The organism is Nocardioides sp. Z24_21 (assembly GCF_058134345.1).
Window position 1 is genome coordinate 216,146 of the sequence record NZ_JBYTTH010000002.1, and the last position, 21,656, is coordinate 237,801.

General features: G+C 72.3%; 20 protein-coding genes, 2 tRNA genes and 1 other RNA gene. 16 read left to right on the forward strand and 7 right to left on the reverse strand.

Annotated elements, in window-relative coordinates; all coding sequences use genetic code 11:
* The first annotated feature begins 64 nt into the window (after window positions 1-64).
* The 7 genes from AC3X7Z_RS07470 (at window position 65) to AC3X7Z_RS07500 (ending at window position 7,344) form a co-directional block, all read left to right on the forward strand.
* Window positions 65-376, forward strand: coding sequence for a WXG100 family type VII secretion target (locus AC3X7Z_RS07470; protein ID WP_186339903.1), 312 nt, complete (start codon window positions 65-67; stop codon window positions 374-376).
* 36 nt (window positions 377-412) lie between these two features.
* On the forward strand, window positions 413-703 hold the full coding sequence (locus AC3X7Z_RS07475; protein ID WP_186339904.1) for a WXG100 family type VII secretion target: 291 nt from the start codon (window positions 413-415) through the stop codon (window positions 701-703).
* A 150-nt stretch (window positions 704-853) separates the two neighbouring features.
* Window positions 854-2,236 (forward strand): type VII secretion integral membrane protein EccD, encoded by a 1,383-nt coding sequence (gene eccD, locus AC3X7Z_RS07480; RefSeq protein ID WP_186339905.1) that lies wholly within the window; start codon window positions 854-856, stop codon window positions 2,234-2,236.
* Window positions 2,237-2,239: 3 nt separating this feature from the next.
* Window positions 2,240-3,658, forward strand: a complete 1,419-nt coding sequence (locus tag AC3X7Z_RS07485) for a type VII secretion protein EccB (RefSeq protein WP_489975512.1) — start codon at window positions 2,240-2,242, stop codon at window positions 3,656-3,658.
* Window positions 3,658-4,902 carry a S8 family serine peptidase gene (locus AC3X7Z_RS07490; RefSeq protein WP_489975513.1) on the forward strand — a complete coding sequence of 415 codons (1,245 nt, stop codon included), beginning with the start codon at window positions 3,658-3,660 and terminating at the stop codon, window positions 4,900-4,902. The genes AC3X7Z_RS07485 and AC3X7Z_RS07490 overlap by 1 nt, the downstream gene beginning before the upstream one ends.
* A 34-nt stretch (window positions 4,903-4,936) precedes the next feature.
* Window positions 4,937-6,004: a sugar phosphate nucleotidyltransferase gene (locus tag AC3X7Z_RS07495; RefSeq protein ID WP_186339908.1), complete on the forward strand. Its 1,068-nt coding sequence runs from the start codon at window positions 4,937-4,939 to the stop codon at window positions 6,002-6,004.
* A 38-nt stretch (window positions 6,005-6,042) separates the two neighbouring features.
* Window positions 6,043-7,344 (forward strand): UDP-N-acetyl glucosamine 2-epimerase, encoded by a 1,302-nt coding sequence (locus tag AC3X7Z_RS07500; RefSeq protein WP_489975514.1) that lies wholly within the window; start codon window positions 6,043-6,045, stop codon window positions 7,342-7,344.
* A 67-nt stretch (window positions 7,345-7,411) separates the two neighbouring features.
* Here the strand turns inward: AC3X7Z_RS07500 and AC3X7Z_RS07505 are convergent.
* Window positions 7,412-7,497 (reverse strand) — tRNA-Ser (locus AC3X7Z_RS07505).
* 94 nt (window positions 7,498-7,591) lie between these two features.
* Between AC3X7Z_RS07505 and ffs the strand changes: the two genes are divergently transcribed.
* The 7 genes from ffs (at window position 7,592) to AC3X7Z_RS07540 (ending at window position 13,991) form a co-directional block, all read left to right on the forward strand.
* Window positions 7,592-7,682: signal recognition particle sRNA small type (gene ffs / locus AC3X7Z_RS07510), an RNA gene on the forward strand.
* A gap of 125 nt (window positions 7,683-7,807) precedes the next feature.
* Entirely contained in the window at window positions 7,808-9,946 is a 2,139-nt protein-coding gene (locus AC3X7Z_RS07515) for a DNA polymerase III subunit gamma and tau (protein ID WP_489975515.1), read from the forward strand.
* 46 nt (window positions 9,947-9,992) lie between these two features.
* On the forward strand, window positions 9,993-10,370 hold the full coding sequence (locus AC3X7Z_RS07520) for a YbaB/EbfC family nucleoid-associated protein (protein ID WP_186339911.1): 378 nt from the start codon (window positions 9,993-9,995) through the stop codon (window positions 10,368-10,370).
* 10 nt (window positions 10,371-10,380) lie between these two features.
* Window positions 10,381-10,977, forward strand: a complete 597-nt coding sequence (gene recR, locus AC3X7Z_RS07525) for a recombination mediator RecR (RefSeq protein ID WP_186339912.1) — start codon at window positions 10,381-10,383, stop codon at window positions 10,975-10,977.
* On the forward strand, window positions 10,974-11,555 hold the full coding sequence (locus tag AC3X7Z_RS07530) for a DUF5063 domain-containing protein (protein WP_489975516.1): 582 nt from the start codon (window positions 10,974-10,976) through the stop codon (window positions 11,553-11,555). Before recR ends, AC3X7Z_RS07530 begins: the two co-directional genes overlap by 4 nt.
* Before the next feature lie 91 nt (window positions 11,556-11,646).
* Window positions 11,647-12,945 (forward strand): aspartate kinase, encoded by a 1,299-nt coding sequence (locus AC3X7Z_RS07535; protein WP_489975517.1) that lies wholly within the window; start codon window positions 11,647-11,649, stop codon window positions 12,943-12,945.
* The gene (locus AC3X7Z_RS07540; RefSeq protein ID WP_489975518.1) at window positions 12,942-13,991 is read left to right on the forward strand and encodes an aspartate-semialdehyde dehydrogenase; all 1,050 of its coding nucleotides are present in this window, start codon (window positions 12,942-12,944) and stop codon (window positions 13,989-13,991) included. Before AC3X7Z_RS07535 ends, AC3X7Z_RS07540 begins: the two co-directional genes overlap by 4 nt.
* A gap of 61 nt (window positions 13,992-14,052) precedes the next feature.
* Here AC3X7Z_RS07540 and AC3X7Z_RS07545 read toward each other — a convergent pair.
* The 3 genes from AC3X7Z_RS07545 to AC3X7Z_RS07555 all read right to left on the reverse strand — a co-directional run bounded on the left by AC3X7Z_RS07545 (window position 14,053) and on the right by AC3X7Z_RS07555 (window position 15,813).
* Window positions 14,053-14,126 (reverse strand) — tRNA-Pro (locus AC3X7Z_RS07545).
* A gap of 92 nt (window positions 14,127-14,218) precedes the next feature.
* Window positions 14,219-14,851, reverse strand: coding sequence for a dihydrofolate reductase family protein (locus AC3X7Z_RS07550; protein ID WP_489975519.1), 633 nt, complete (start codon window positions 14,849-14,851; stop codon window positions 14,219-14,221).
* Between the two features lie 26 nt (window positions 14,852-14,877).
* Window positions 14,878-15,813 carry a metallophosphoesterase gene (locus tag AC3X7Z_RS07555; RefSeq protein ID WP_489975520.1) on the reverse strand — a complete coding sequence of 312 codons (936 nt, stop codon included), beginning with the start codon at window positions 15,811-15,813 and terminating at the stop codon, window positions 14,878-14,880.
* A 26-nt stretch (window positions 15,814-15,839) separates the two neighbouring features.
* Here AC3X7Z_RS07555 and AC3X7Z_RS07560 point away from each other — a divergent pair, with 26 nt between their 5' ends.
* On the forward strand, window positions 15,840-16,298 hold the full coding sequence (locus AC3X7Z_RS07560; RefSeq protein ID WP_489975521.1) for a GatB/YqeY domain-containing protein: 459 nt from the start codon (window positions 15,840-15,842) through the stop codon (window positions 16,296-16,298).
* Window positions 16,299-16,477: 179 nt separating this feature from the next.
* Here the strand turns inward: AC3X7Z_RS07560 and AC3X7Z_RS07565 are convergent, their stop codons facing one another.
* A complete protein-coding gene (locus tag AC3X7Z_RS07565) occupies window positions 16,478-18,838 on the reverse strand; it encodes a transglycosylase domain-containing protein (protein WP_489975522.1) in 2,361 nt (786 codons plus the stop codon).
* Window positions 18,839-19,033: 195 nt separating this feature from the next.
* Here AC3X7Z_RS07565 and AC3X7Z_RS07570 point away from each other — a divergent pair, with 195 nt between their 5' ends.
* A complete protein-coding gene (locus AC3X7Z_RS07570) occupies window positions 19,034-19,321 on the forward strand; it encodes a WhiB family transcriptional regulator (RefSeq protein ID WP_186339920.1) in 288 nt (95 codons plus the stop codon).
* A gap of 19 nt (window positions 19,322-19,340) precedes the next feature.
* On the opposite strand, the gene bagB is transcribed toward AC3X7Z_RS07570, so the two are convergent.
* Together bagB and bagA are read right to left on the reverse strand one after the other, a co-directional pair.
* Window positions 19,341-20,498, reverse strand: coding sequence for an ArsA family ATPase (bagB, locus tag AC3X7Z_RS07575; protein ID WP_186339921.1), 1,158 nt, complete (start codon window positions 20,496-20,498; stop codon window positions 19,341-19,343).
* Window positions 20,495-21,520, reverse strand: coding sequence for an ATPase BagA (gene bagA, locus AC3X7Z_RS07580; protein ID WP_186339922.1), 1,026 nt, complete (start codon window positions 21,518-21,520; stop codon window positions 20,495-20,497). Before bagA ends, bagB begins: the two co-directional genes overlap by 4 nt.
* Window positions 21,521-21,656: the final 136 nt, after the last annotated feature.

Genomic DNA, 21,656 nt, shown 5'->3' on the forward strand with positions numbered 1-21,656 from the left:
CCAGTCCAGTGGATCACCAACAAGACACTCGGTCGGTCGGACCGCCGAGGGAGAAGGATCTTCAATGAGCGAGATGTACGGCCAGACAGAGAAGGCGCTCTCCAAGGGTGCTGACTTCGTCGACCAGGCCCGCGCCGACGTCAAGAACAAGTGTGGCGTCCTGTCCGGAAACATCCAGACGATGATGGGTGGATGGGGCGGCCAGGGTGCCTCCGCGTTCAACAACCTCATGATCGCCTGGGACCAGAAGCAGGAGACCATCCTCAAGGCCCTCGACCAGCTCGCGGCCTCCATGAAGGAGACCGAGCGCGACAACGTCTCCACCGACGAGGCCCAGTCCGCCACCCACACCAACCTCCAGGGCCGTCTCGGCTGACGCCGACACCTGACTGCGCAGATCTAGGAGATCGACATGACTTTCGACGGAATCAAGGTCCAGCACGGCAGCCTCGACGCCGGTGCGGCCGACGTGATGAAGGCGGCCAAGGACATCGAGGCCCGCCTCGACCAGCTCGAGACCGAGCTCAACCCCCTCAAGTCGGACTGGAACGGTAACGCCAAGATGGCCTACGACCAGGCCAAGGCCAAGTGGGACCAGGCCATGACGGAGATGACCCTCCTGCTCCAGCAGGCCAGCCAGGGTGTCGACGCGTCCAACGCCGAGTACAAGGCCGCCGACGCCCGGGGCGCCAACCGCTTCTGAGCGCACGCACCTCGTCCGAGGCCGGTCGTCCCTGCGGGATGACCGGCCTCCGGCATTTCGGGAGCCGCTTTCGCCTAGGCTGCTCCCGGTTCAGCGCCCCGCCCGGCCGGGCGGAGCGCAGGTGAAGCACTGTTCAGGGGGGAATCACCAATGAGTCAGGGGTCCTCGGTCGCGTCGGGCCTGGTCCGCGTGACCATCGCCTCGGGATCTCGACGCGTCGACCTCGTGCTGCCGGGCGCGATCCCGGTCGCCGAGCTGGTGCCGGAGCTCGCCCGCTCCGTCGGCCTCCTCGACGCGTCCACCGTCTACGGCGGCTACCGCCTGGTGACGCAGGAGGGCCGGATCCTCGCCGACAACGCCGGCCTCACGATGCAGGGCATCGAGGACGGCGGCCTGCTCACCGTCACCGCCGGCGTCGACGACAAGGCGCCCCGGGTCTACGACGACGTGGTCGAGGCGATGGCCGACGTCGTCGAGAACGAGCTCCGGCCGTGGGAGCCCGCGGCCGGGCGCCGCACGGCCCTCGGCGCGGCCGCCATCCTGCTCGGCCTCGGCGCGCTGGCCCTGCTCCTCCAGGGCGAGAGCCTGCTCGGCGGCGTCGCGGCCGGCGTCATCGCGGGCCTGCTCGTGGTGGGCGGCATCGTCCTGACCCGCGCGCAGGGCGAGCCCGAGGCCGGCGTCGTCGTCTCGCTGCTCGCCGCGCTCTACGCCGCGGTCGCCGGCCTGCTGCTCGCGCCCGGTGACCTGCCGTCGTGGCGCTGGCCCCTTCCCGACGCGTTCTTCACCGACCCCCTGCTCTACGCCGGGCTGGGCGTGCTGGCCGTCGGCCTGGTGGCCGTCGTGGGCCTCGAGGGCGGTCGCGCTCTCGTGATCCCGGCCGTCGTGGTTGGTGCGGTGCTGGTCGCCGGCTCCCTGCTCGTGCGGGTGTTCTCGCTGGAGCCCGCTACCGTCTTCATCGTCCTGCTCACCCTCGTCGTCCTCGCCGGCAGCATCTTCCCGTGGCTCGCGCTCGGCGTCACCGGCACCAAGGTCGACCAGCTCTACTCGCTGCACGACATCACCGCCGACCCCGACGAGATCGACCCCGAGGAGGTCGCCGACGACGCCCGCGTCGGCCACGAGATCCTCCTCGCGGTGTCCGCGACGGTGGGCACGCTGCTGGTGCTGCTGGCGCCCTTCGCCGTCGGCAGCGGTGCCTACGGCACGATCCTGGCGGCGGTGTGCTGCCTGGCCGTCATGTTCCGCACCCGCCAGTACCGCACCGGGGCCGAGGTGCTGGCCGGCCTCGCCTCGGGCATCCTCGGCCTGGTCTCGGTGGCGGTGTCGATGCTGTTGATCCACGACGGCTGGCGCGCCGGCGCCGCCCTCGCCCTGGCCGGCGTCGGCGCGGCGCTGCTCGCGCTGACGCTCGTGCCCGCCTCGCCGTCGGTGCGCCGCGGCCGGATGGGCGACATCGTCGAGACGATGACGCTGCTCGCGCTGCTGCCGCTGATGGTCCTGGCAGCCGGCTTCGTGTCCGCGGTGGCGGGCTGATCGATGGCCACCAAGAAGGATCTCGTCGAGGCGCACGCCTTCAGCCGCCGCCGGCTGGTCACCGCCTTCGTCTCCGGCGCCCCGGGCGGCCGGGAGGTCGAGCCGGTGCGTCCCGGCCGCGTGCTCATCGGCGGCGTCGCCCTGTCGGTGCTCCTGCTGGCCGGTGCGGCCATCGCCGGCTTCCTGCTCGGCCGCCCGCCCGCCCAGTGGCTCGACGAGGGAAGCTTCGTCATCTCCAAGGACACCGGCGAGCAGTACGTCGTCCTGCGCGGCGGTGACGACCCCCTGCTCCAGCGGGTGCCCAACTACGTCTCCGCCCAGCTGCTGCTGGGCGAGGCCAAGCTGACGCCCTTCACGGTGCGCGACAAGTACATCCGCACGGTGCAGCTCGGCGAGGACCTCGGCATCGACGCGGCCCCCGCCAGCCTGCCGTCCGCCGACGAGCTGGTCGACGACGACTGGACCGCGTGCACCGGCGCAGGCGTCGGCATCAAGCTCGCGGTGCAGCGCAGGCCCACGGTCGAGGACCTGACCGGGTCGGCCTTCCTGGTGCGCAGCGAAGGCACCACCTGGCTCATCGCCACCGCGCCGCCGGTCGGCAGCGAGCAGGGCAGCGCCTACCGCCTGCCCATGCCGGCCGACGAGACCGAGTCCTCGACGCTGGGCGTACGGCTCGGGTTCGGCGCCTCCGCCACCGAGGTCGACGCCGACTGGCTCAACCTCTTCCGCCTGGGCGACCCGCTCGAGCAGAAGTCGTTCGGAGTCACCCGCGCCGGCGAGCGGGTGCCCTACGGCAGCACCGGCACCGACCTCTCCCGCTACCGCATCGGTGACCTGCTGCGCTCGAGCAGCGGCGCCTACTACCTCCTCGGCGACGAGAAGCCCGAGCGGCTCAGCGACTTCGACGCGCTCGTCTACGACGTCGTCGGCACCGGCACGCAGGAGCTCGCCGACGACCTGTCCGCGTCGTTCGGCGACCCGAAGACCCCGGCGGAGTGGCCCAGCGAGGTCCCGCAGCCGATCACCAACGGCGCGCTGTGCGCCGTGCTGCACCCCGACGCGCGTGCCGGCGCCACCTTCAGCCTCGCCACCAACCCGACCGGCGCCGCGGACCCCTCGGGCGTCCGGCCGCGACGCCACGCGGTCGACGTCGAGCCGAGCGCGGGCGCCTACGTCCTCTCCGGCTCCGGCGAGGCCGCCGAGTCCGGCACCCCCTACGTCATCGACCCGAAGGGCGCGAAGTACGCCCTCGTCGGCCCCGAGGTGCCCGACTTCCTCGGCTACGGCGACGTCGACCCGCCACTGGTGCCGAGCGCGTGGCTGGAGTTCTTCGAGTCCGGTGTCCCGCTGTCGACCAACAGCGCACGCCGGGTCCCCGAGGACGCCCCGCCGGCCGACGACGCGTCCGCGGACGCCGGCTGATGGCTGCCCCGTCGCCGGGTCGTCGCCGCCCGTCGCCGCGCACGGTGCTCGCCGCGGGCCTGCTCGCCGCGGCGGTCGTGCCGCTCGGCGCGACGCCGGCCGCTGCCGACCACGACGCCCCCTGCAGCGTCGCCGAGCTGCCCCAGTCCGAGCGGCTCGCCGACACCCACGCCAAGGACAACGCGGCGTTCGACCGGATGCACGTCGAGCAGGCGCAGGAGCTCGCCACCGGCCGGGGCGTCAAGGTCGCCGTGATCGACAGCGGCGTGATGGGCGTCGAGGAACTCGACGTCGTCGGCGGCGTGGCCGTCCCGGGGGTCTCTCCCAATGCGCTGCTGTCGGGCCACGGCACGATCGTCGGCGGGCTGATCGCCGGGCCGCAGGGGGTCGCTCCCGACGCGCAGGTCTACGACGTCAAGGTCTACGACGCCGAGGACGCCGACACCACGCAGGGCGAGCGGCCGCTGACCTCGGCCGGCATCGTCGCCGGCATCGAGGCCGTCATCTCGGCCCAACCGCAGCAGCGGTTCGACATCGTCAACATCTCCCTCGCCGTCCGCCAGTCCGACCCGGCGCTGGAGGCGGCCGTCGCGCGCCTGGTGGCCCTCGACGTGGTGGTGGTCGCGGCCGCGGGCAACGCTGCGTCGAGCACCCCCGACGGGTTCGCCGGCACCCCGGGCAACGATGCGGAGGTCTACCCCGCCGACTACCCCGGCGTGCTCGCTGTCAGCGCCACCCCACCCGGCGACGAGAACCCCAGCGCCTACGTCGTGCCCAACGCCGACACCGACGTCGCGGCCCCCACCGTGGGCGCGCTCTCCGCCAACGCCACCGGCCAGGCCTGCGTCGTGGGCGAGGTCGCCACCTCGTGGGCGACGGCCGAGGTCAGCGGCGTCCTGGCGCTGCTCGCCGAGCGGTTCCCCCGCGACACGCCGCAGCAGCTCGTCGCCCGGCTCCAGGCCACCGCCGAGGGCGCCGGCGCGGCACGGGACGACGCCTCGAGCCCATGGACGGGCGCGGGCGTGGTGCAGGCGCACGACGCGCTCACCCGGGAGATCCGGCCGGGGCGCAAGGGCAAGGTCGAGACCACCGTCCAGGAGGTCCGCGCCGACGCCCAGGCGCCGCCGGCGCCCCGGCGCGTCGACCTCTTCGGCACGCCCCGCGCGATCCTGCTGTGGTCGGGCCTGGTCGCGGGGTCGCTGCTCGCCCTCGCCTCGATGCTGCGCCCGCTGCTGCGGCGGTGACCCACGACACCCCGACCCATGATGGAATCGGGCCATGCCTGAGACCACGGACGAGCCCGTCGCCGTCATCCTGGCCGGCGGCCAAGGCTCGCGCCTGTGGCCGATCAGCCGGGACCGCGCCCCGAAGCAGTTCCAGCCCGTCGTGCGCGACCGCCCGCTGCTCACCGGCACGATCGAGCGGCTCAGCGAGATCGTCGACCCGAGCCGCATCCACGTCTCGACCCGCGCCCGCTTCGCCGAGGCCGCCCTGGCGACGCTCGGTCCCGTCCCCCCGGACAACCTGATCCTCGAGGAGGACCCGGCCGGGCCCGCGACGGCGTTCGCGCTCAGCATCGCGACGCTGTCGCACAAGTACGGCAACGCGCCGGCACTCATCGCGCCCTCCGACCACCTGATCACCGAGGAGGAGGCCTTCAACGCCGCCTCCCGCGACATGCTCGACCAGCTGGTCACCACCCCCGGGTCGATGGTCGTGCTGGGCGCCGAGCCCACCCGCTTCGACGCCGGACTCGGCTACATCCACACCAAGGGCGGCGACGACGCCGTGCAGGTGATCGACTCGTTCCACGAGAAGCCCGACGAGGACGTCGTCGCCGAGCTCACCGAGACGGGCAACCTCTACTGGAACACCGCCTGCTACGGCGTACGCGTGGGGCGCGCGTGCGAGGCCTACCGCACCGCCCTGCCACTCATCTTCGAGGCCATCGAGCGGTTCGCCCGCGGCGCCACGGCCGACAAGGCCTACCGCGGCGCGGCGATCGGCGGGCACGAGATCTACCCGCTGATGTGGGCCGGCATGGAGTGCCTGGTCGTCCCCCGCCAGCTCGGGTGGACCGACGTCGGCACCTGGACCCGGCTCGAGCGGGTGCTGCACGACCAGCGGGTCACCTCGATCGGCCCCGCCCTCCAGCTCGACGCCGAGGACACCCTCGTCGCCAGCATGGACGGCCGACCGGTCGTCACGCTCGGCGCCCGCGGCCTGATCGTCGTGACCCACGAGGACGCCGTCTACGTCCTCGACCGGCAGAAGGCCCTCGACATCGGCATCCTCGAACGGCTCCGCTCCCTCCTCGCGGCCAGCACCCGCGAGGACCTCCTCTGAGCGCGCCTCCCCACCTCACGCACCACCCGAAGGAACCCATGTCCCACGAGAACAGTCAGCACATCGTCGTCGTCGGCACCAAGCCCGACATCATCAAGCAGGCGCCGATCTACCACGAGCTGCGCGAGCGCGGCCACGACGTCGTGCTCTGCCACACCGGCCAGCACTACGACCACAACCTGTCCCAGTCGATGCTCGACGAGTTCGGCGTGCGCGAGGACATCAACCTCGAGGTGCGCGGCGGCGTCAACGACCTCGTCTCCGGCATCACCGCCAAGCTCGCCCAATACCTCCGCGGCTTCTCCGAGCGCGGCGGCTTCCCCATCACCTACGTGCACGGCGACACCACGACCGCCATGGCCGGAGCGCTGGCCACCTTCGGCGAGCGCCAGGCGCTGGTGCACGTCGAGGCGGGGCTCCGCACGCTCTCGCCGAAGCCCGAGGTGCTCAAGGGCTGGCTCGAGCAGGGCGCCGACCTCGACTGGGCCTCGTTCCGCGCCCAGTCGATCGACCGCGACAGCTGGGCCAAGGGCAGCCGCGAGCCGTCGCCGGAGCAGTTCAACACCCGCGTCGCCGACGCCGGCTCCGACCTGCACGCCGCTCCGGTCGAGCTCAACCGCGAGTTCCTGCTGGAGGAGGGCTTCGCGCCCGCCGCCATCGACGTCGTCGGCAACTCGGTCGTCGACGCGCTGGAGCAGGCGGTCGCCGGCAGCGACAAGAACCAGGTGCTCCAGCGGTTCCCGCAGATGGGCGACGGGTCGTTCCTGCGCTTCTGCGTCCACCGTCGCGAGAACACCACCAACCGCGACCGGTTCAACCTGCTGATGGACGCCATGGAGGCGCTGCTCGAGCAGGGCCACCACGTCCTGTTCATCCGCCTGCTCGGCACCGAGGCCGCGATCGACAACTTCGGCCGCCGCCAGTGGCTCGAGGACCTCGAGGCGAGGTACGGCGACGCGCTGATCTCCACCCCCGTGTGGGACAGCTACCTCGACGTCGTCGCCGCGATGTCGATGTGCGCCGTCATCGTCACCGACTCCGGCAGCATCGTGGAGGAGGCCAACGTCCTCGAGGTGCCCTGCGTGACCCTGCGGTTCGGCTCCGACCGGTCCGAGACGTTCCTCGCCGGCAGCAACTTCCTCGCCCCGCCCGTCGACAAGGACCTGATGACCGCGGTCATCCACAACGTCTTCGAGCACCGCGACGAGCTGTCGTGGGACCGGGTCTACCCGGAGAAGGCGTCCGCGATGCTCGTCGACGCGGTCGAGCGGCGCCTCGACGAGGGGAGCCTGCTGATCTCCGAGGAGTGGCGCTACGGCCTCAAAGCCCAGGTGCGCTGAGCCGGGCGTACGCCCCCGCACACGACGCAGGGCCCCGCACCATCCGGTGCGGGGCCCTGCGTGTCGGCGGAGGTAGGGGGATTCGAACCCCCGAGGGCTATTAACCCAACCCGCTTTCCAAGCGAGCGCCATAGGCCACTAGGCGATACCTCCGCCGAGGAGAGTACCGGTCGGTCCGGTGGCCGGTGAAATCGCCTGCCGCACCCTGGGTTTGGGTGCCCGTCACGGGCTCCCCTAGACTTCCGGCAACCCCCCACGCGGCGCCATCTCGCCCAATTCCCCCAGGGCCGGAAGGCAGCAAGGGTAAGTGAGCTCTAGCGGGTGCGTGGGGGGCCTTTCCATGTCCGGCGCCCCGCCCGTGACGCGGCACCTGTCCCTCGCCGCTCCCGCGCATCTCCCGCGCATCTCCCGCGGTGGTCCCGGCCTGTGCGCACTGTGGGTGGGCACGGTTAGGGTTCACGACGTGGAGTCACCGCTCGCGCTCTATCGCCGCTACCGGCCCGAGACCTTCCAGGAGGTCATCGGGCAGGACCACGTGACCGAGCCGTTGCGGGCCGCGCTGGCGGCCAACCGCGTCAACCACGCCTACCTCTTCTCCGGGCCCCGCGGCTGCGGCAAGACCACCTCCGCCCGCATCCTGGCCCGCGCGCTCAACTGCGCTCAGGCGCCGATCGCCGATCCGTGCGGCGAGTGCGACAGCTGCCGCAACCTCGCCCGCGGGGGTCCGGGCTCCATCGACGTGATCGAGATCGACGCGGCCTCCCACGGCGGCGTCGACGACGCCCGCGACCTGCGCGAGAAGGCGTTCTTCGCGCCGGTGCGCGACCGCTACAAGGTCTACATCATCGACGAGGCCCACATGGTCACCACGCAGGGCTTCAACGCCCTGCTCAAGCTCGTCGAGGAGCCGCCGCCCCACCTGCGGTTCATCTTCGCCACGACCGAGCCCGACAAGGTGCTGCCGACCATCCGCTCGCGCACCCACCACTACCCCTTCCGGCTGATCCCGCCGCGCCTGCTGAGCGACTACCTGTCCCAGCTCGCCGCCGAGGAGGGGGTGTCGATCGAGCCCGCCGCGCTGCCGCTCGTCGTGCGCGCCGGCGCCGGGTCGGCCCGCGACACGCTGTCGGTGCTCGACCAGCTGCTGGGCGGGGCCGGTCCGGGCGGGGTGACCCACAAGCTCGCGACCGACCTGCTCGGCTTCACCCCGGACACGCTGCTGGACGAGGTGGTCGAGGCGTTCGCCACCCGCGACGGCGCCGCCGTGTTCTCCGTGGTCGACAAGGTGGTCGAGACCGGGCAGGACCCGCGCCGCTTCACCGAGGACCTGCTCCGCCGGCTGCGCGACCTGGTCATCGTCACCGCCGTGCCCGACGCCCCGGCCACCGGGCTCATCGACGTCCCCGAGGACGCGGGCGAGCGCCTCGTCGCGCAGGCCGCGCGCTTCGGCGCCATCGAGCTCAGCCGGGCCGCCGACATCGTCGCCGCCGGCCTCACCGAGATGCGCGGCGCGACCGCGCCCCGCCTGCTCCTCGAGCTGCTCTGCGCCCGCGTGCTGCTGCCCGGCGCCGACCACACCTCCGACGGCGTGATGGCGCGCCTGGAGCGCCTGGAGCGGCGCATGGACGTCGCCGGCGCCCCGGCGCCGTCCGGCCCGTCCGCCGCCCCGGCGGTCGCGGCTCCCTCGGCTGCCCCGCCCCGCCCCGACCAGCCGGCCGCGCCTGCCCAGCCGCCTGCCCAGCCGCCCGCCCAGGCGCCCGCCCAGCCGCCGGCCCAGGCGCCGGCCCCGGCATCCTCCCCGGCGCCGGTCCGCGACGAGGGCCCGCCGCCGCCCCCGCCGATCCCGACCTCGATGCCGAGCTCCGCTCCTGGGTCGGTGGACGCGACCCCGGCCGCGCAGGCACCGCCCGTCGTCGCCGAGCCCGCGCCGGTGCCCGCGGCAGGCGCCGGGCCCGACGCCCCGGTCGCCGAGCAGCCGGCCGGACCACGCGGCGGCCTCAGCCTCGTCGACGTACGCCGGCTGTGGCCCGACATCCTCGAGCAGACCAAGAACCGTCGCCGTCTCGCGTGGATGGTGCTCTCGCAGCACGCCCATGTCGTCGACGTCGACGGTGTCCGACTCACCGTCGGCTTCGCCAACGCCGGGGCCCGCGACTCGTTCGTCAACGGCGGCTGCGACGAGATCCTGCGGCAGGCCGCGATCGACGTCGTCGGCATGGACTGGCGCGTCGAGTCGATCGTCGACCCCTCGGGCGCTGCCGCCGAGGCCCCGGTGGTCCGCCAGGCGGCCACCGACTCCCGCCCGTCGTCCGCCCCGGCCCAGGAGGCCCCCAGCGGGCCGCCCGACTGGGTGAGCGGCTCCGCGACACCCGCCAGCCCTGCGGCGCCCGCCGCCCCGCCCCCGGTGTCCGCCGCGCCCGCCCGCGAGGCGCTCGAGGCCGCCCGCTCCGGCAGCCCCGCGGAGCCCGCGGCGCCGGTCCGCTCCGCCGACGACGACGTCGACCCCGACGACCCCGACGCCGACTCCGCGGCCATCGACACCGAGTCGCTGCTCAGCCAGACGCTCGGCGCCCGGCTGATCGAAGAGATCAAGAACGACTGACCGACCACCCGATCCCAGCTCCACCCAACCCAGTGCGGGAGACCAGATGACCCAGAACCCCTTCGACGCCCTCGGCGGCGGCGGCTTCGACATGAACGCCCTGCTCCAGCAGGCGCAGCAGATGCAGCAGCAGCTCGAGGAGGCGCAGGCCGACCTCGCCCGGCAGACCGTCGAGGGCACCGTCGCCGGCGGCGCCGTCACGGTCACCGCCAACGGCGTTGGCGAGCTGGTCGGCGTGACGATCCGCTCCGGTGAGTTCGACGGCAGTGACCCCGACGACCTGTCCGACCTCTCCGACCTCATCGTCGCCGCCTACCGCGACGCGCGGGCCAAGTCCGAGGCGCTCGCCAGCGACTCCCTGGGCCCGCTGACCGAGGGCCTCGGCGGGGGCGGCGGCATGCCCGGCATCCCCGGCCTGGGCTGAGGCGTCCCTCTTGTACGAAGGTGTCGTCCAGGACCTGATCGACGAGCTCGGCCGGCTGCCGGGCGTCGGCCCCAAGAGCGCGCAGCGCATCGCGTTCCACCTGCTCCAGGCCGAGCCCACCGACGTGCGCCGCCTCGCCGACGTGCTGATCGAGGTCAAGGCGCGGGTGAAGTTCTGCTCGACCTGCTTCAACGTCAGCGAGGACGAGCGGTGTCGGATCTGCCGCGACGAGCGGCGCGACCCGAGCGTGCTGTGCGTCGTGGAGGAGTACAAGGACGTCGTGGCGATCGAGCGCACCCGCGAGTTCCGCGGCCGCTACCACGTGCTCGGCGGGGCGATCTCGCCGATCGACGGCATCGGCCCCGACCAGCTCCACGTCAAGGAGCTGATGCCGCGCCTGGCCGACGGCGCGGTCACCGAGGTCATCCTCGCGACCGACCCCAACCTCGAGGGCGAGGCCACCGCCACCTACCTCACGCGCCTCCTCCTGCCGATGGGGTTGCGCGTCACGCGTCTGGCGAGTGGACTGCCAGTGGGCGGCGACCTGGAGTACGCCGACGAGGTGACGCTCGGGCGAGCGTTCGCCGGAAGGAGATCAGCCGAATGACCGAGACCGACGAGATCCGCTTCGGCGAGCAGATCGCCGACTCCGTGGAGAGCTTCCTGCTCTCGCTCCGCGCCATCGCGCGGGAGGGCAACGGGGCCGAGGCCGTGTCGCTGCTGCTCCTCGAGATCAGCCAGGTGCTCCTGGCCGGCGCGCGGATGGGCGCCCAGACCGACTTCACGCCCCGCGAGCAGTACCAGCCCGACGTCGGCCCCGAGGCCGACATCGACGACCTGCGGCTGCGGCTCGCGGAGATGCTGGAGGGCGTCGACGACTACGCGTTCGTCTTCGACCCCTACGTCCCCGAGGTGGTGCAGAGCCGCCTCTCCGACGACCTCGCCTCGATCGCGATCGACCTCGAGAACGGCCTGCGCCACTTCCGTGCCGGCGACGTCGACGAGGCGCTGTGGTGGTGGCAGTTCTCCTATGTCAACAGCTGGGGCACCCTCGCCGGCGCCGCCCTCAGCGCGCTGCTGACCGTCGTCGCCCACGACCGCTTCGACACCGACTTCGAGGCCGAGGCCGAGGTCGTCGCCGTCGCGGATGAGATGCTCGGGAGCGCGCCGACCGCCCAGCCGTAGAATCTGGGGATGGCCTGGCGGCAACGGCGCCGGCAGGCACGCCAGAGCACCGCGGCCGTCGACGGCCGCACACCGATCCCGAGGACCAACCGTGGGCATTGTCGTGCAGAAGTACGGCGGCTCCTCGCTCGCCGACGCTGACGCCATCAAGCGCGTCGCCCGACGCATCGTGGACATCAAGAAGGCCGGGCACGACGTCGTCGTCGCCGTCTCCGCCATGGGCGACACGACCGACGACCTGCTCGACCTGGCCCACGGCGTCTCGCCGCTGCCGCCGGCGCGCGAGATGGACATGCTGCTGACCGCCGGCGAGCGGATCTCCATGGCCCTGGTGGCGATGGCGATCAGCGACCTCGGCTACACCGCGCGGTCGTTCACCGGCTCGCAGGCGGGCGTGATCACCGACTCGGTGCACGGCAGGGCCAAGATCATCGACGTCACGCCCGGCCGGATCACCCAGGCGATCGGGGAGGGCCACATCGTGATCGTGGCCGGCTTCCAGGGTGTCTCGGCCGACACCAAGGAGATCACCACGCTCGGTCGTGGCGGCACCGACACCACCGCGGTGGCGCTGGCAGCGGCGCTCGACGCCGACGTGTGCGAGATCTACACCGACGTCGACGGCGTCTTCACCGCCGACCCGCGCATCGTGCCCACCGCACGCAAGCTCAGCAAGGTGTCCTACGAGGAGATGCTCGAGCTGGCCGCCTGCGGGGCGAAGATCCTGCACCTGCGGTGCGTGGAGTACGGCCGCCGCTACGGCATCCCGATCCACGTGCGGTCGTCGTTCAGCCAGCTCGAAGGCACCTGGGTCGTCGACGACCCGCAGCTCGACCCCGGACCAGCCGGACCCAGCGAGGGAGACACCATGGAACAGCCCATCATCGCCGGCGTCGCCCACGACCGCAGCGAGGCCAAGATCACCGTCGTCGGGGTCCCCGACAAGGTGGGCGAGGCCGCCCGGATCTTCGAGGCGCTCGCCGACGCGCAGGTCAACCTCGACATGATCGTGCAGAACGTCTCCGCCGCGGCGACCAGCCTCACCGACATCTCCTTCACGCTGCCCCGTAGCGACGGACAGGTCGCGATGACCGCGCTCGCGCGGATCCAGGCGGAGGTGGGCTACGACAAGCTGCTCTACGACGACAAGATCGGCAAGGTCTCGCTGATCGGTGCCGGCATGCGCTCCCACCCCGGCATCACCTCGAAGTTCTTCGCCGCGCTCGCCTCGGCGGGGGTCAACATCGAGATGATCTCCACCTCCGAGATCCGGATCTCGGTCATCGTGGACGAGTCGGCCGTCGACGACGCGGTCCGCGCGACGCACACGGCGTTCGACCTCGACGCCGGCGAGGTCGAGGCCGTGGTCTACGGAGGCACCGGGCGATGAGCGACAAGGTCAACATCGGCATCGTCGGTGCGACGGGCCAGGTGGGCGTGGCGATGCGCCAGATCCTGCTCGAGCGCGACTTCCCGGCCGACCAGGTCCGCTTCTTCGCCTCCTCGCGCTCCGCCGGCACGGTGCTCCCGTTCGGTGATCGCGACATCACCGTCGAGGACGCGGCGAGCGCCGACCCCACCGGGCTCGACATCGCGCTGTTCTCCGCCGGCGCCACCACCTCGCGGGCGCTGGTGCCGAGGTTCGTGGACGCGGGAGTGATCGTCGTCGACAACTCCTCGGCGTTCCGCAAGGACCCCGACATCCCGCTGGTCGTCTCGGAGGTCAACCCCGACGCGATGGCCGGCGTCATCGAGGCCGGGCGCGGCATCATCGCCAACCCCAACTGCACGACGATGGCAGCGATGCCGATCCTCAAGGCGCTGCACGACGAGGCCGGCCTGACCCGCCTCATCGTCTCCACCTACCAGGCCGTCTCCGGCTCCGGGGTGGCCGGCGTCGACGAGCTGGCCGACGGCGTGGCTGCGGCGGGCGACAAGGCCCGGGAGCTGGCCTACGACGGCTCCGCGATCTCGTTCCCCGAGCCGACGACCTACGTCGAGCCCATCGCCTACAACGTGCTGCCGATGGCGGGCTCGATCGTCGACGACGGGCTCAACGAGACCGACGAGGAGCAGAAGCTCCGCAACGAGTCGCGCAAGATCCTCGGCCTGCCCGACCTCCTGGTCTCCGGCCTCTGCGTCCGCGTCCCGGTCTTCACCGGCCACTCGCTCGCGGTCAACGCCGAGTTCGAGCGGCCGATGACCCCCGCCCGCGCCCGCGAGATCCTCGCCTCGGCCGAGGGGGTGGCGCTCGAGGAGGTGCCGACCCCGCTCAAGGCGGCCGGCCGCGACCCGTCGTACGTCGGACGGCTGCGGCAGGACCCGGGCGTCCCCGGCGACCGCGGCCTCGCGCTCTTCATCAGCAACGACAACCTGCGCAAGGGCGCCGCGCTCAACACCGTGCAGATCGCCGAGCTCATCGCCGCCGCCCGCTGAGCCCACCCGGCCGGTGAACGACGAGATCCCGGACCCCTGAGGGGTCCGGGATCTCGGTGTGTCGGGCTGACAGGATTTGAACCTGCGGCCTCCTCGTCCCGAACGAGGCGCGCTACCAAGCTGCGCCACAGCCCGCCGCCCGGACCACGAAAGTCTGTCCGGGCAACGCGGGCGAGCATACCGGAGCAGGAGGGGCCGTCTGAAATCGCCCCGGCCCGCGGGCACCGTCAGCGGCGGCGGGTCAGCGTCAGGTGGACGACGCCGCTGGGCGAGGACACGGCCTCGGTGTCGAAGCGGTCCTCGAGGCCGGCCAGCCCGCCCCACAGCCAGCTGCCGCGACCGAGGACGATCGGCACGACGACGAGGTGCAGGTGGTCGACGAGATCGGCGGCCACGAACTCTCGCACCACCGTCGCACCGCCGCCGAGGCGTACGTCGAGGCCGCCGGCCGCCTCGCGCGCGACGGCGAGCGCGTCGGCGGGGGAGGCGTCGAGGAAGTGGAAGGTGGTGCCGCCGTCCATCTCCAGCGGCGGCCTCGTCCGGTGCGTGAGGACGTAGGTCGGGGTGTGGAACGGCGGGTCGTCCCCCCACCACCCGCGCCAGTCGGGGTCGTCCTGCCACCCGGGTGGGCCGAACTTGTTGGCGCCCATGATCTCCGCGCCGATGCCCTCCTCGTGGCGGGCGGCGAAGACGGCGTCGACGCCGCGCCCGCCGCCCTCCCGGTCCCAGAAGCTGGTGGCGAACATCCACTGGTGGAGCCGCTCCCCGGCGTGGCCGAAGGGGGACTCCAGGGACTGCGGCTCGCCGGAGCCGAAGCCGTCGAGGGAGATGGAGAAGTTGTGGACCCGGACGAGCGGCATGGTGACTCCTTCACGAGAGGCGATGGTCAGGCTGCCGGCACCAGCGTCAGCAGCGTGGCCTCCGGGCGGCAGGCCACCCGGAGGCGCACGTAGGGGTTGGTGCCGAGACCGGCCGAGACGTGCAGCCAGGCGGATCCCGAGTCACCGGGAGCGGAGTCGGCGGGGTGGCGGTGCAGCCCGCGGGCGCGCGCGGGCTCGAGGTCGCAGTTGGTCGTGAGGGCCCGGCCGCGGCCGGCGATGGTGGGCAGGCACACCTGGCCGCCATGGGTGTGCCCGGCGATGATCGCGTCGTAGCCGTCGGCGGCGAACTGGTCGAGCACCCGCAGGTAGGGCGCGTGGGCGACGGCCAGGCGCAGGTCGGCCGTCGGGTCGGCCTGCCCGGCGACCCGCTCGAGGTCGTCGTAGGCCAGGTGCGGGTCGTCGACGCCGGCGAACGCGATCGTGGTGCCGCGCACCGTGAGCGTGCCGAAGCCGTTGGTGAGGTCGAGCCAGCCGGCCTTGTCGAAGTGCTCCTTGAGCTCGGGCCACGGCAGCTGGGGCACCGAGGTGTTGCGCTTGCCGGTGTCGGGCAGCAGGTAGCCGAAGGGGTTGCGGAAGCCGGGCGCGTAGTAGTCGTTGGAGCCGAGCACGTAGGCGCCCGGCACCTCCAGCAGCCCGGCCAGGGCGTCGGCGACCACCGGCACGGCGCGCATGTGGGCGAGGTTGTCGCCGGTGTCGATCACCAGGTCGGGCTCGAGCGCGGCCAGCCCGCGCAGCCATTCCTGCTTGGCCCGCTGGTCGGGCGCCATGTGGATGTCGCTGAGGTGCAGCACCCTCAGCGGGGCGTGACCGGGGGGCAGGAGCGGGACGGTGACGTGACGGAGGGTGTACTGCCGGGCCTCCCACGCGGCGTACGCCGCCAGTCCGACGCCGGCGAGGGCACCGAGGCCGAGCGTGCGGCGTACAAGGGGGAGGGAACGCATCCGCCAAGGCTGCCACAATGGCTCCCATGAGTGCCCTGAAGGACCGTCTCCGCGCCGACCTCACCACCGCCATCAAGGCGCGCGACGAGCTGCGCTCCTCCACGCTGCGGATGGTGCTGACCGCCATCACCAACGCCGAGGTCGCCGGCAAGCAGGCCCGCGAGCTCTCCGACGACGACATCATCGGCGTGCTGTCGAACGAGGCCAAGCGACGCCGCGAGGCGGCCGTGGCCTTCGAGGAGGGCGGCCGCCCCGAGATGGCGGCCAAGGAGGCCGCCGAGGGCGAGGTCATCGCCGACTACCTCCCGGCCCCGCTCACCGAGGCCGAGATCGCCGAGCTCGTCACGGCCGCCATCGCCCAGACCGGCGCGGCCGGCGAGGGGATGCGCGCCATGGGCAAGGTGATGGGCGTCGTGACGCCCCAGGTCAAGGGCCGCGCCGACGGCGGCGCCGTGGCCGCCGAGGTGCGCCGCCAGCTCGGCTGACGTCGAGTCGGCTCGTCCTGACTGCCGATACCCGTCGAGTCGGCCCGTCCTGACAGGTAGCCGTCAGAATGCGCCGACTCGACCCTGCAGCGCCGTCAGAATGCGCCCACGCGGCGCTCCAGCGCCGTCAGGACGCGCCGACTCGGCGCTCCAATGCCGTCAGAACGCGCCGACTCGGCTCAGCCGTTGCCGCGACCGCCGCCGCGGCCGCCGCGACCCTTCCCGCCGCCGTTGCCCTTGGGCGGGGGCGGGACGTAGCCGGTCGAGGTGTAGAGCGTGACCGGGTCGCCGCTGCTCAGCCGGGTGCCGGGGTCGGGGGAGGTGGAGGCCACCAGGCCCTCCTCCATCTCGGAGTTGACCTGGCCGCCGTCGGCGACGGTGAAGCCGGCGCCCTGGAGCGTGGCCGTGGCGGCCTCGACGCTCTGGCCGGTCACGTCGGGCACGGCGGCGAGCACGCCGGCGATCTCGTCGCCGGGCGGGGCCTGGAAGTCCTCGTAGTCCAGCTTGGGCGACACCGCCGCCATCGCGTCGCCCCAGATCGGGCCGGCGACGGTGGAGCCGAACGCGCTGCTGATGTAGCTGCCGCCGACCACCTGGCCGTTGAGGGTGAGCCACTCGCCGAACTCGTTGGCGCCGGCGACCATCGCCGCGGTGGCGAGCTTCGGCGTGTAGCCGACGAACCACACGGCCATGTTGCTGTTGTTGGTGCCGGTCTTGCCCGCCGACGGCTTGTCGATCGCGATGTTCTGGCCGAAGCCGCCGGGCTCCATGACGCCGCGCAGGATGTCGTTGACGGCGTCGGCCGTGGCGCTGGGCATGACCTGCTCGCACTCGCTGGGGAACTCCTTGAGCATCTCCCCGGAGGAGTCGAGCACCGCGGTGACCGGGCGCGGGTCGCAGTGCAGCCCGCGCGCCGCGAACGTCGCGTAGGCCTGCGCCATGGTGAGCGGGTCGGCGTCGGAGACGCCCAGGATCCACGACGGCACCTGCTGCTCCGGGGGCACCGTGACGCCCATCTGCTTGGCGAGCTCCAGCGGCTCGCACATGCCCGTGCGCATCTCGAGCTGGGCGAAGAAGGTGTTCACCGACACCTGCGTGCCCGTGTAGAGGTTGAACGTGCCCGCGCCCGTCGAGTTGGCCACCGGCCAGCTGCCCTCGCCGGCGTACGGGCCGTCGCAGGTCTCGAACTCGTAGTCGGGGATGTCCATCTGCTGCGGGGAGCTGATGCCCGTGCTCAGCGGGATCCCCTGGTTGATGGCCGCGGCGAGGACGAAGAGCTTGAACGTCGACCCGGCCTGGAAGCCGTTGGCGTCTCCGTACTTCTTCGGGACGGTGTAGTTGAGGTAGGTCTCGCCGCCCTTCTTGTCCTTGCCCATCGGGCGCGACTGGGCGAGCGCGCGGACGTCACCGGTGCCCGGCTCGATCATCGCCAGGCCGCCGATGGCCTGGTCGGTCTGGAAGACGTGGGAGGACACCGAGTCGTCGGCGGCCTTCTGCATGTCGAGGTCGATCGTGGTGTTGATCGTCAGGCCGCCGTTGTTGAGCGTGCGGCGGCGCTCCTTCGGCGTGTCGCCGAGGACGGGGTCCTTGAGCAGCCAGTTGACGACGTAGTCGCAGAAGAACGGCGCCCGCGACTGCTGGCAGCCGTTGGGGGAGGTCTCGATGTCGAGCGTCTTCTCCAGCGGCCTGTTCTTGAGGCGCTCGGCCTTCTTCTCGGTCAGGATGCCGAGCTGGGCCATCCGGTCGAGGACGACGTTGCGCCGGCTCTCGGCACGCTCGGGGTTGTCGACGGGGTCGTAGCCGACCGGGTTCTTCACCAGGCCCGCCAGCGTCGCCGCCTCGAGCATGTTGAGGTCCTTGGCGTTCTTGGAGAAGAAGTGGCGCGCGGCCGACTGGACGCCGAAGGCGCCGTCGCCGAAGTAGGCGATGTTGAGGTAGCGCTCGAGGATCCAGTCCTTGCTGTGGTTCTGCTCGAACGCGATCGCGTAGCGCAGCTCGCGGACCTTGCGCGCGTAGGTCTCCTCGGTCGCGGCCTTGCGCTCCTCGTCGGTCTCGGCCTGGTAGAGCAGCGTCTGCTTGACCATCTGCTGGGTGATCGAGGAGCCACCCTGCACGGAGCCGCCGTTGGCCTGGTTGGTGATGAACGCGCGGAGCGTGCCCTTGAGGTCGAGCGCGCCGTGGTCGTAGAAGCGGTAGTCCTCGATCGCCACGATGGCCTTCACCATCGGCCGCGAGATCGAGCCGAGCGACACGTTGATGCGGTTCTGGTCGTAGAGCGAGGCGATCAGGTTGCCGTTGACGTCGTAGATGCGCGTCTTCTGCGACAGGTCCTTGGCCTCGAGCGACTCGGGGAGGTTGACCATGCCCTTGCTGACGTCCTTGGCCGCGACCCCCACGATGCCCGCGAACGGGATGGCGAGGCAGGCGACGAGGACGCCCATCACGACGGCGACGGCCGCCATCACCGCGAGGTGGGACGCGACGCGTCCGGCGTCGGGGCCCTGGCGGCGCCCGGAGGGCGAGGACGAGCGTGAGGACATGGCAACCAGACTACGCGGCGCGCCCCTACCATCCGGAATCCAAGCGGCGCAGCGGAGTAGTCAGATCGGACTATACGAATTGGGCCACTCGGCCCCTGCCTCTACCCGTGTCGTTCGTTTACTTTTCATTCTGAGTCGAGGATGGCCGCTATGGGGGCGGCCGACCGGCTCGACAATCACCGTGGGGTTTGACTTATGTGGGTCGAGGACTGGGCAGCACGCGCCGCATGCAAGGGCGACACGCCGGACGCACTCTTCGTGCGGGGCGCCGAGCAGAACAAGGCGAAGCAGGTCTGCGCGGGATGCCCCGTGCGCACCGAGTGCCTGGCCGAGGCGCTGGACAACCAGATCGAGTGGGGCGTCTGGGGCGGCATGACCGAGCGTGAGCGCCGTGCGCTGCTCCGCCGCAAGCCCGGCTCGTCGTGGCGCACGATCCTCGAGACCGCCCGCACCAAGGTCGAGGCACCGGCCGTCAACGTCTGAGCCGACGTCTGACCACGGGTCAGGCGCCCCGCGCCAGGCTCTCGCCGATCTCGCGCAGGCCGTCGAGGTCGTGGACGTCGCCGGCCATCGCCGGCACGACCGCCGTCGGCACCTGCGGGTGGGCGGCGGCGAAGCGCTCGCGCAGGTGGCGCTCGCGCTCGATCAGGCGCACCCGGTCGGCGTGCAGCCGCAGCAGTCCCGCGGTGAGCGACGCCGAGTCGGTCTCCTGGAGCCGGTCCGCGGCGGCGACCGCCTCCGCAGCCGACAGCTCGGTGCGGGCCGACGGGCTGGCGCGGTTGACGACCAGGCCGGCGAGCGGCATGTCGTCGTCGGTGAGCCGGTCGACGAAGTAGGCGGCCTCGCGCAGGGCGTCGGGCTCCGGCGCGGCGACCACGACGAACGCCGTGCCGTCGGCCTGCAGCAGCGCGAAGGTCTGCTCGGCCCGCTGGCGGAACCCGCCGAAGAGGGTGTCGAAGGCCGCGACGAACGTCTGCATGTCGCGCAGCACCTGCGCGCCGAGCACCTTGGTCAGCGCGTTGGTCACCACCGACAAGCCGGCCGTCATCAGCCTGGCCGGGCCGCGCGCCGGGGCGAGCAGCAGCCGGATGAAGCGACCGTCGAGGAAGCTCGACAGGCGCTCAGGCGCGTCGAGGAAGTCGAGCGCCGAGCGCGACGGGGGCGTGTCGACGACGATCAGGTCGTGGCTGCCGTCGGCCAGCGCCTGTCGGTGCAGCTGGCCGAGCTTCTCCATCGCCATGTACTCCTGGGTGCCGGCGAACGAGCTGGAGAGCGCGACGTAGAACGGGTTCTCCAGGATCTGCCTGGCCTTCTCCGGGCTGGCCTGCGACTCGACCACCTCGTCGAAGGTGCGCTTCATGTCGAGCATCATCGCGTCGAGCGAGCCGCCGGCGGTCGCGTCGACGGCGGCGACCGGGCGCGGGGTGTTGTCGAGCTGCTCGATGCCCATCGACTGCGCGAGGCGGCGGGCCGGGTCGATGGTCAGCACGACGACCTTGCGACCGCGCTCGGCGGCCCGCAGCGCGAGCGCCGCGGAGGTGGTCGTCTTGCCGACGCCGCCGGCGCCGCAGCACACGATGATCTCGGTCGTCGGGTCGTCGAGCAGCGCGTCGACGTCGAGCGCCGGCGCCGGCGGGACCCCGTCGCCCGCGGGCCTCATGCCATCCCCTGGCGTCGCAGGAGCTGGGCCAGCTCGACGAGGGCACCCTGGTCGATGCCGCCGGCGAGGCGCGGCAGCTCGTAGGTCGGCACGCCCTCGGCCGCGACCAGCGCGCGCTGCTCGTCCTCCAGGCGCCGGCGTACGGCGTGGTCGCGCGCCTCGGCGACCAGCGACTCCACCAGCCCGGTGTCGACGTCGACGCGGGCGCGGGCCAGGTCGGAGGCGACCTCGGTCGGGTCGACCGCGCCCGCACGGACCTGGGCGAGCGCGCTCGCGCCCAGCTCCTGCGGGCGCACGAGGTTGACCACGACCCCGCCCACCGGCAGCCCCGCCTCACGCAGCTGGGCGATGCCGTCCGCGGTCTCCTGCACGGGCATCTCCTCGAGGATCGTGACGAGGTGCACGGCCGTGCGCGGGGAGCGGAGCAGCTCCATCACCTTGTCGGCCTGCGACTTGATCGGCCCCACCTTGGCAAGTCCGGCCAGCTCGGAGTTGACCCCGAGGAACTGGCAGATGCGCCCCGTGGGAGGCGCGTCGAGCACCACGGCGTCGTAGGCGATCTGCTCCTTGTTGCGCGCGCCGCGCGGACGCTGCACCGCCTCGTAGACCTTGCCGGTGAGGAGCACGTCGCGCACGCCGGGGGCGATGGTGGTGGCGAAGTCGATGACGCCGAAGCGGTCGAGCGCCTTCCCGGCGCGGCCGAGCTTGTAGTACATCGAGAGGTACTCCAGCAGCGCCGACTCCGGGTCGATGTGCAGGGCGTGGACCTGGCCGGCGCGACCCCCGTCGCCGGGGGCGCCCTTGGCGATGCGGCGCTCCTGGTAGGGCAGCGGGTCGACGTCGAACATCCGGGCGATGCCCTGGCGGCCCTCGACCTCGCAGAGCAGGACGGTGCGTCCCTCCCCGGCCAGCGCGAGCGCCAGCGCCGCGGCGACCGTGGACTTGCCGGTGCCGCCCTTGCCCGTCACGACGTGCAGGCGCACCTTCGGCCAGTCGGAGGGGTGGTCGGCACGGGGGCACACGCTGCCGAGGATAGCCAGCCCGCCCGTGCCGCGCGCCGGGTGCTTCTACCTCTGCCCGCGCGTCTTTCCCATGACTGGCACCGTCTTTTGGTTGACCATCAGACAAAAGTCTGGGAGCGTCTGGCCTGGACCACCA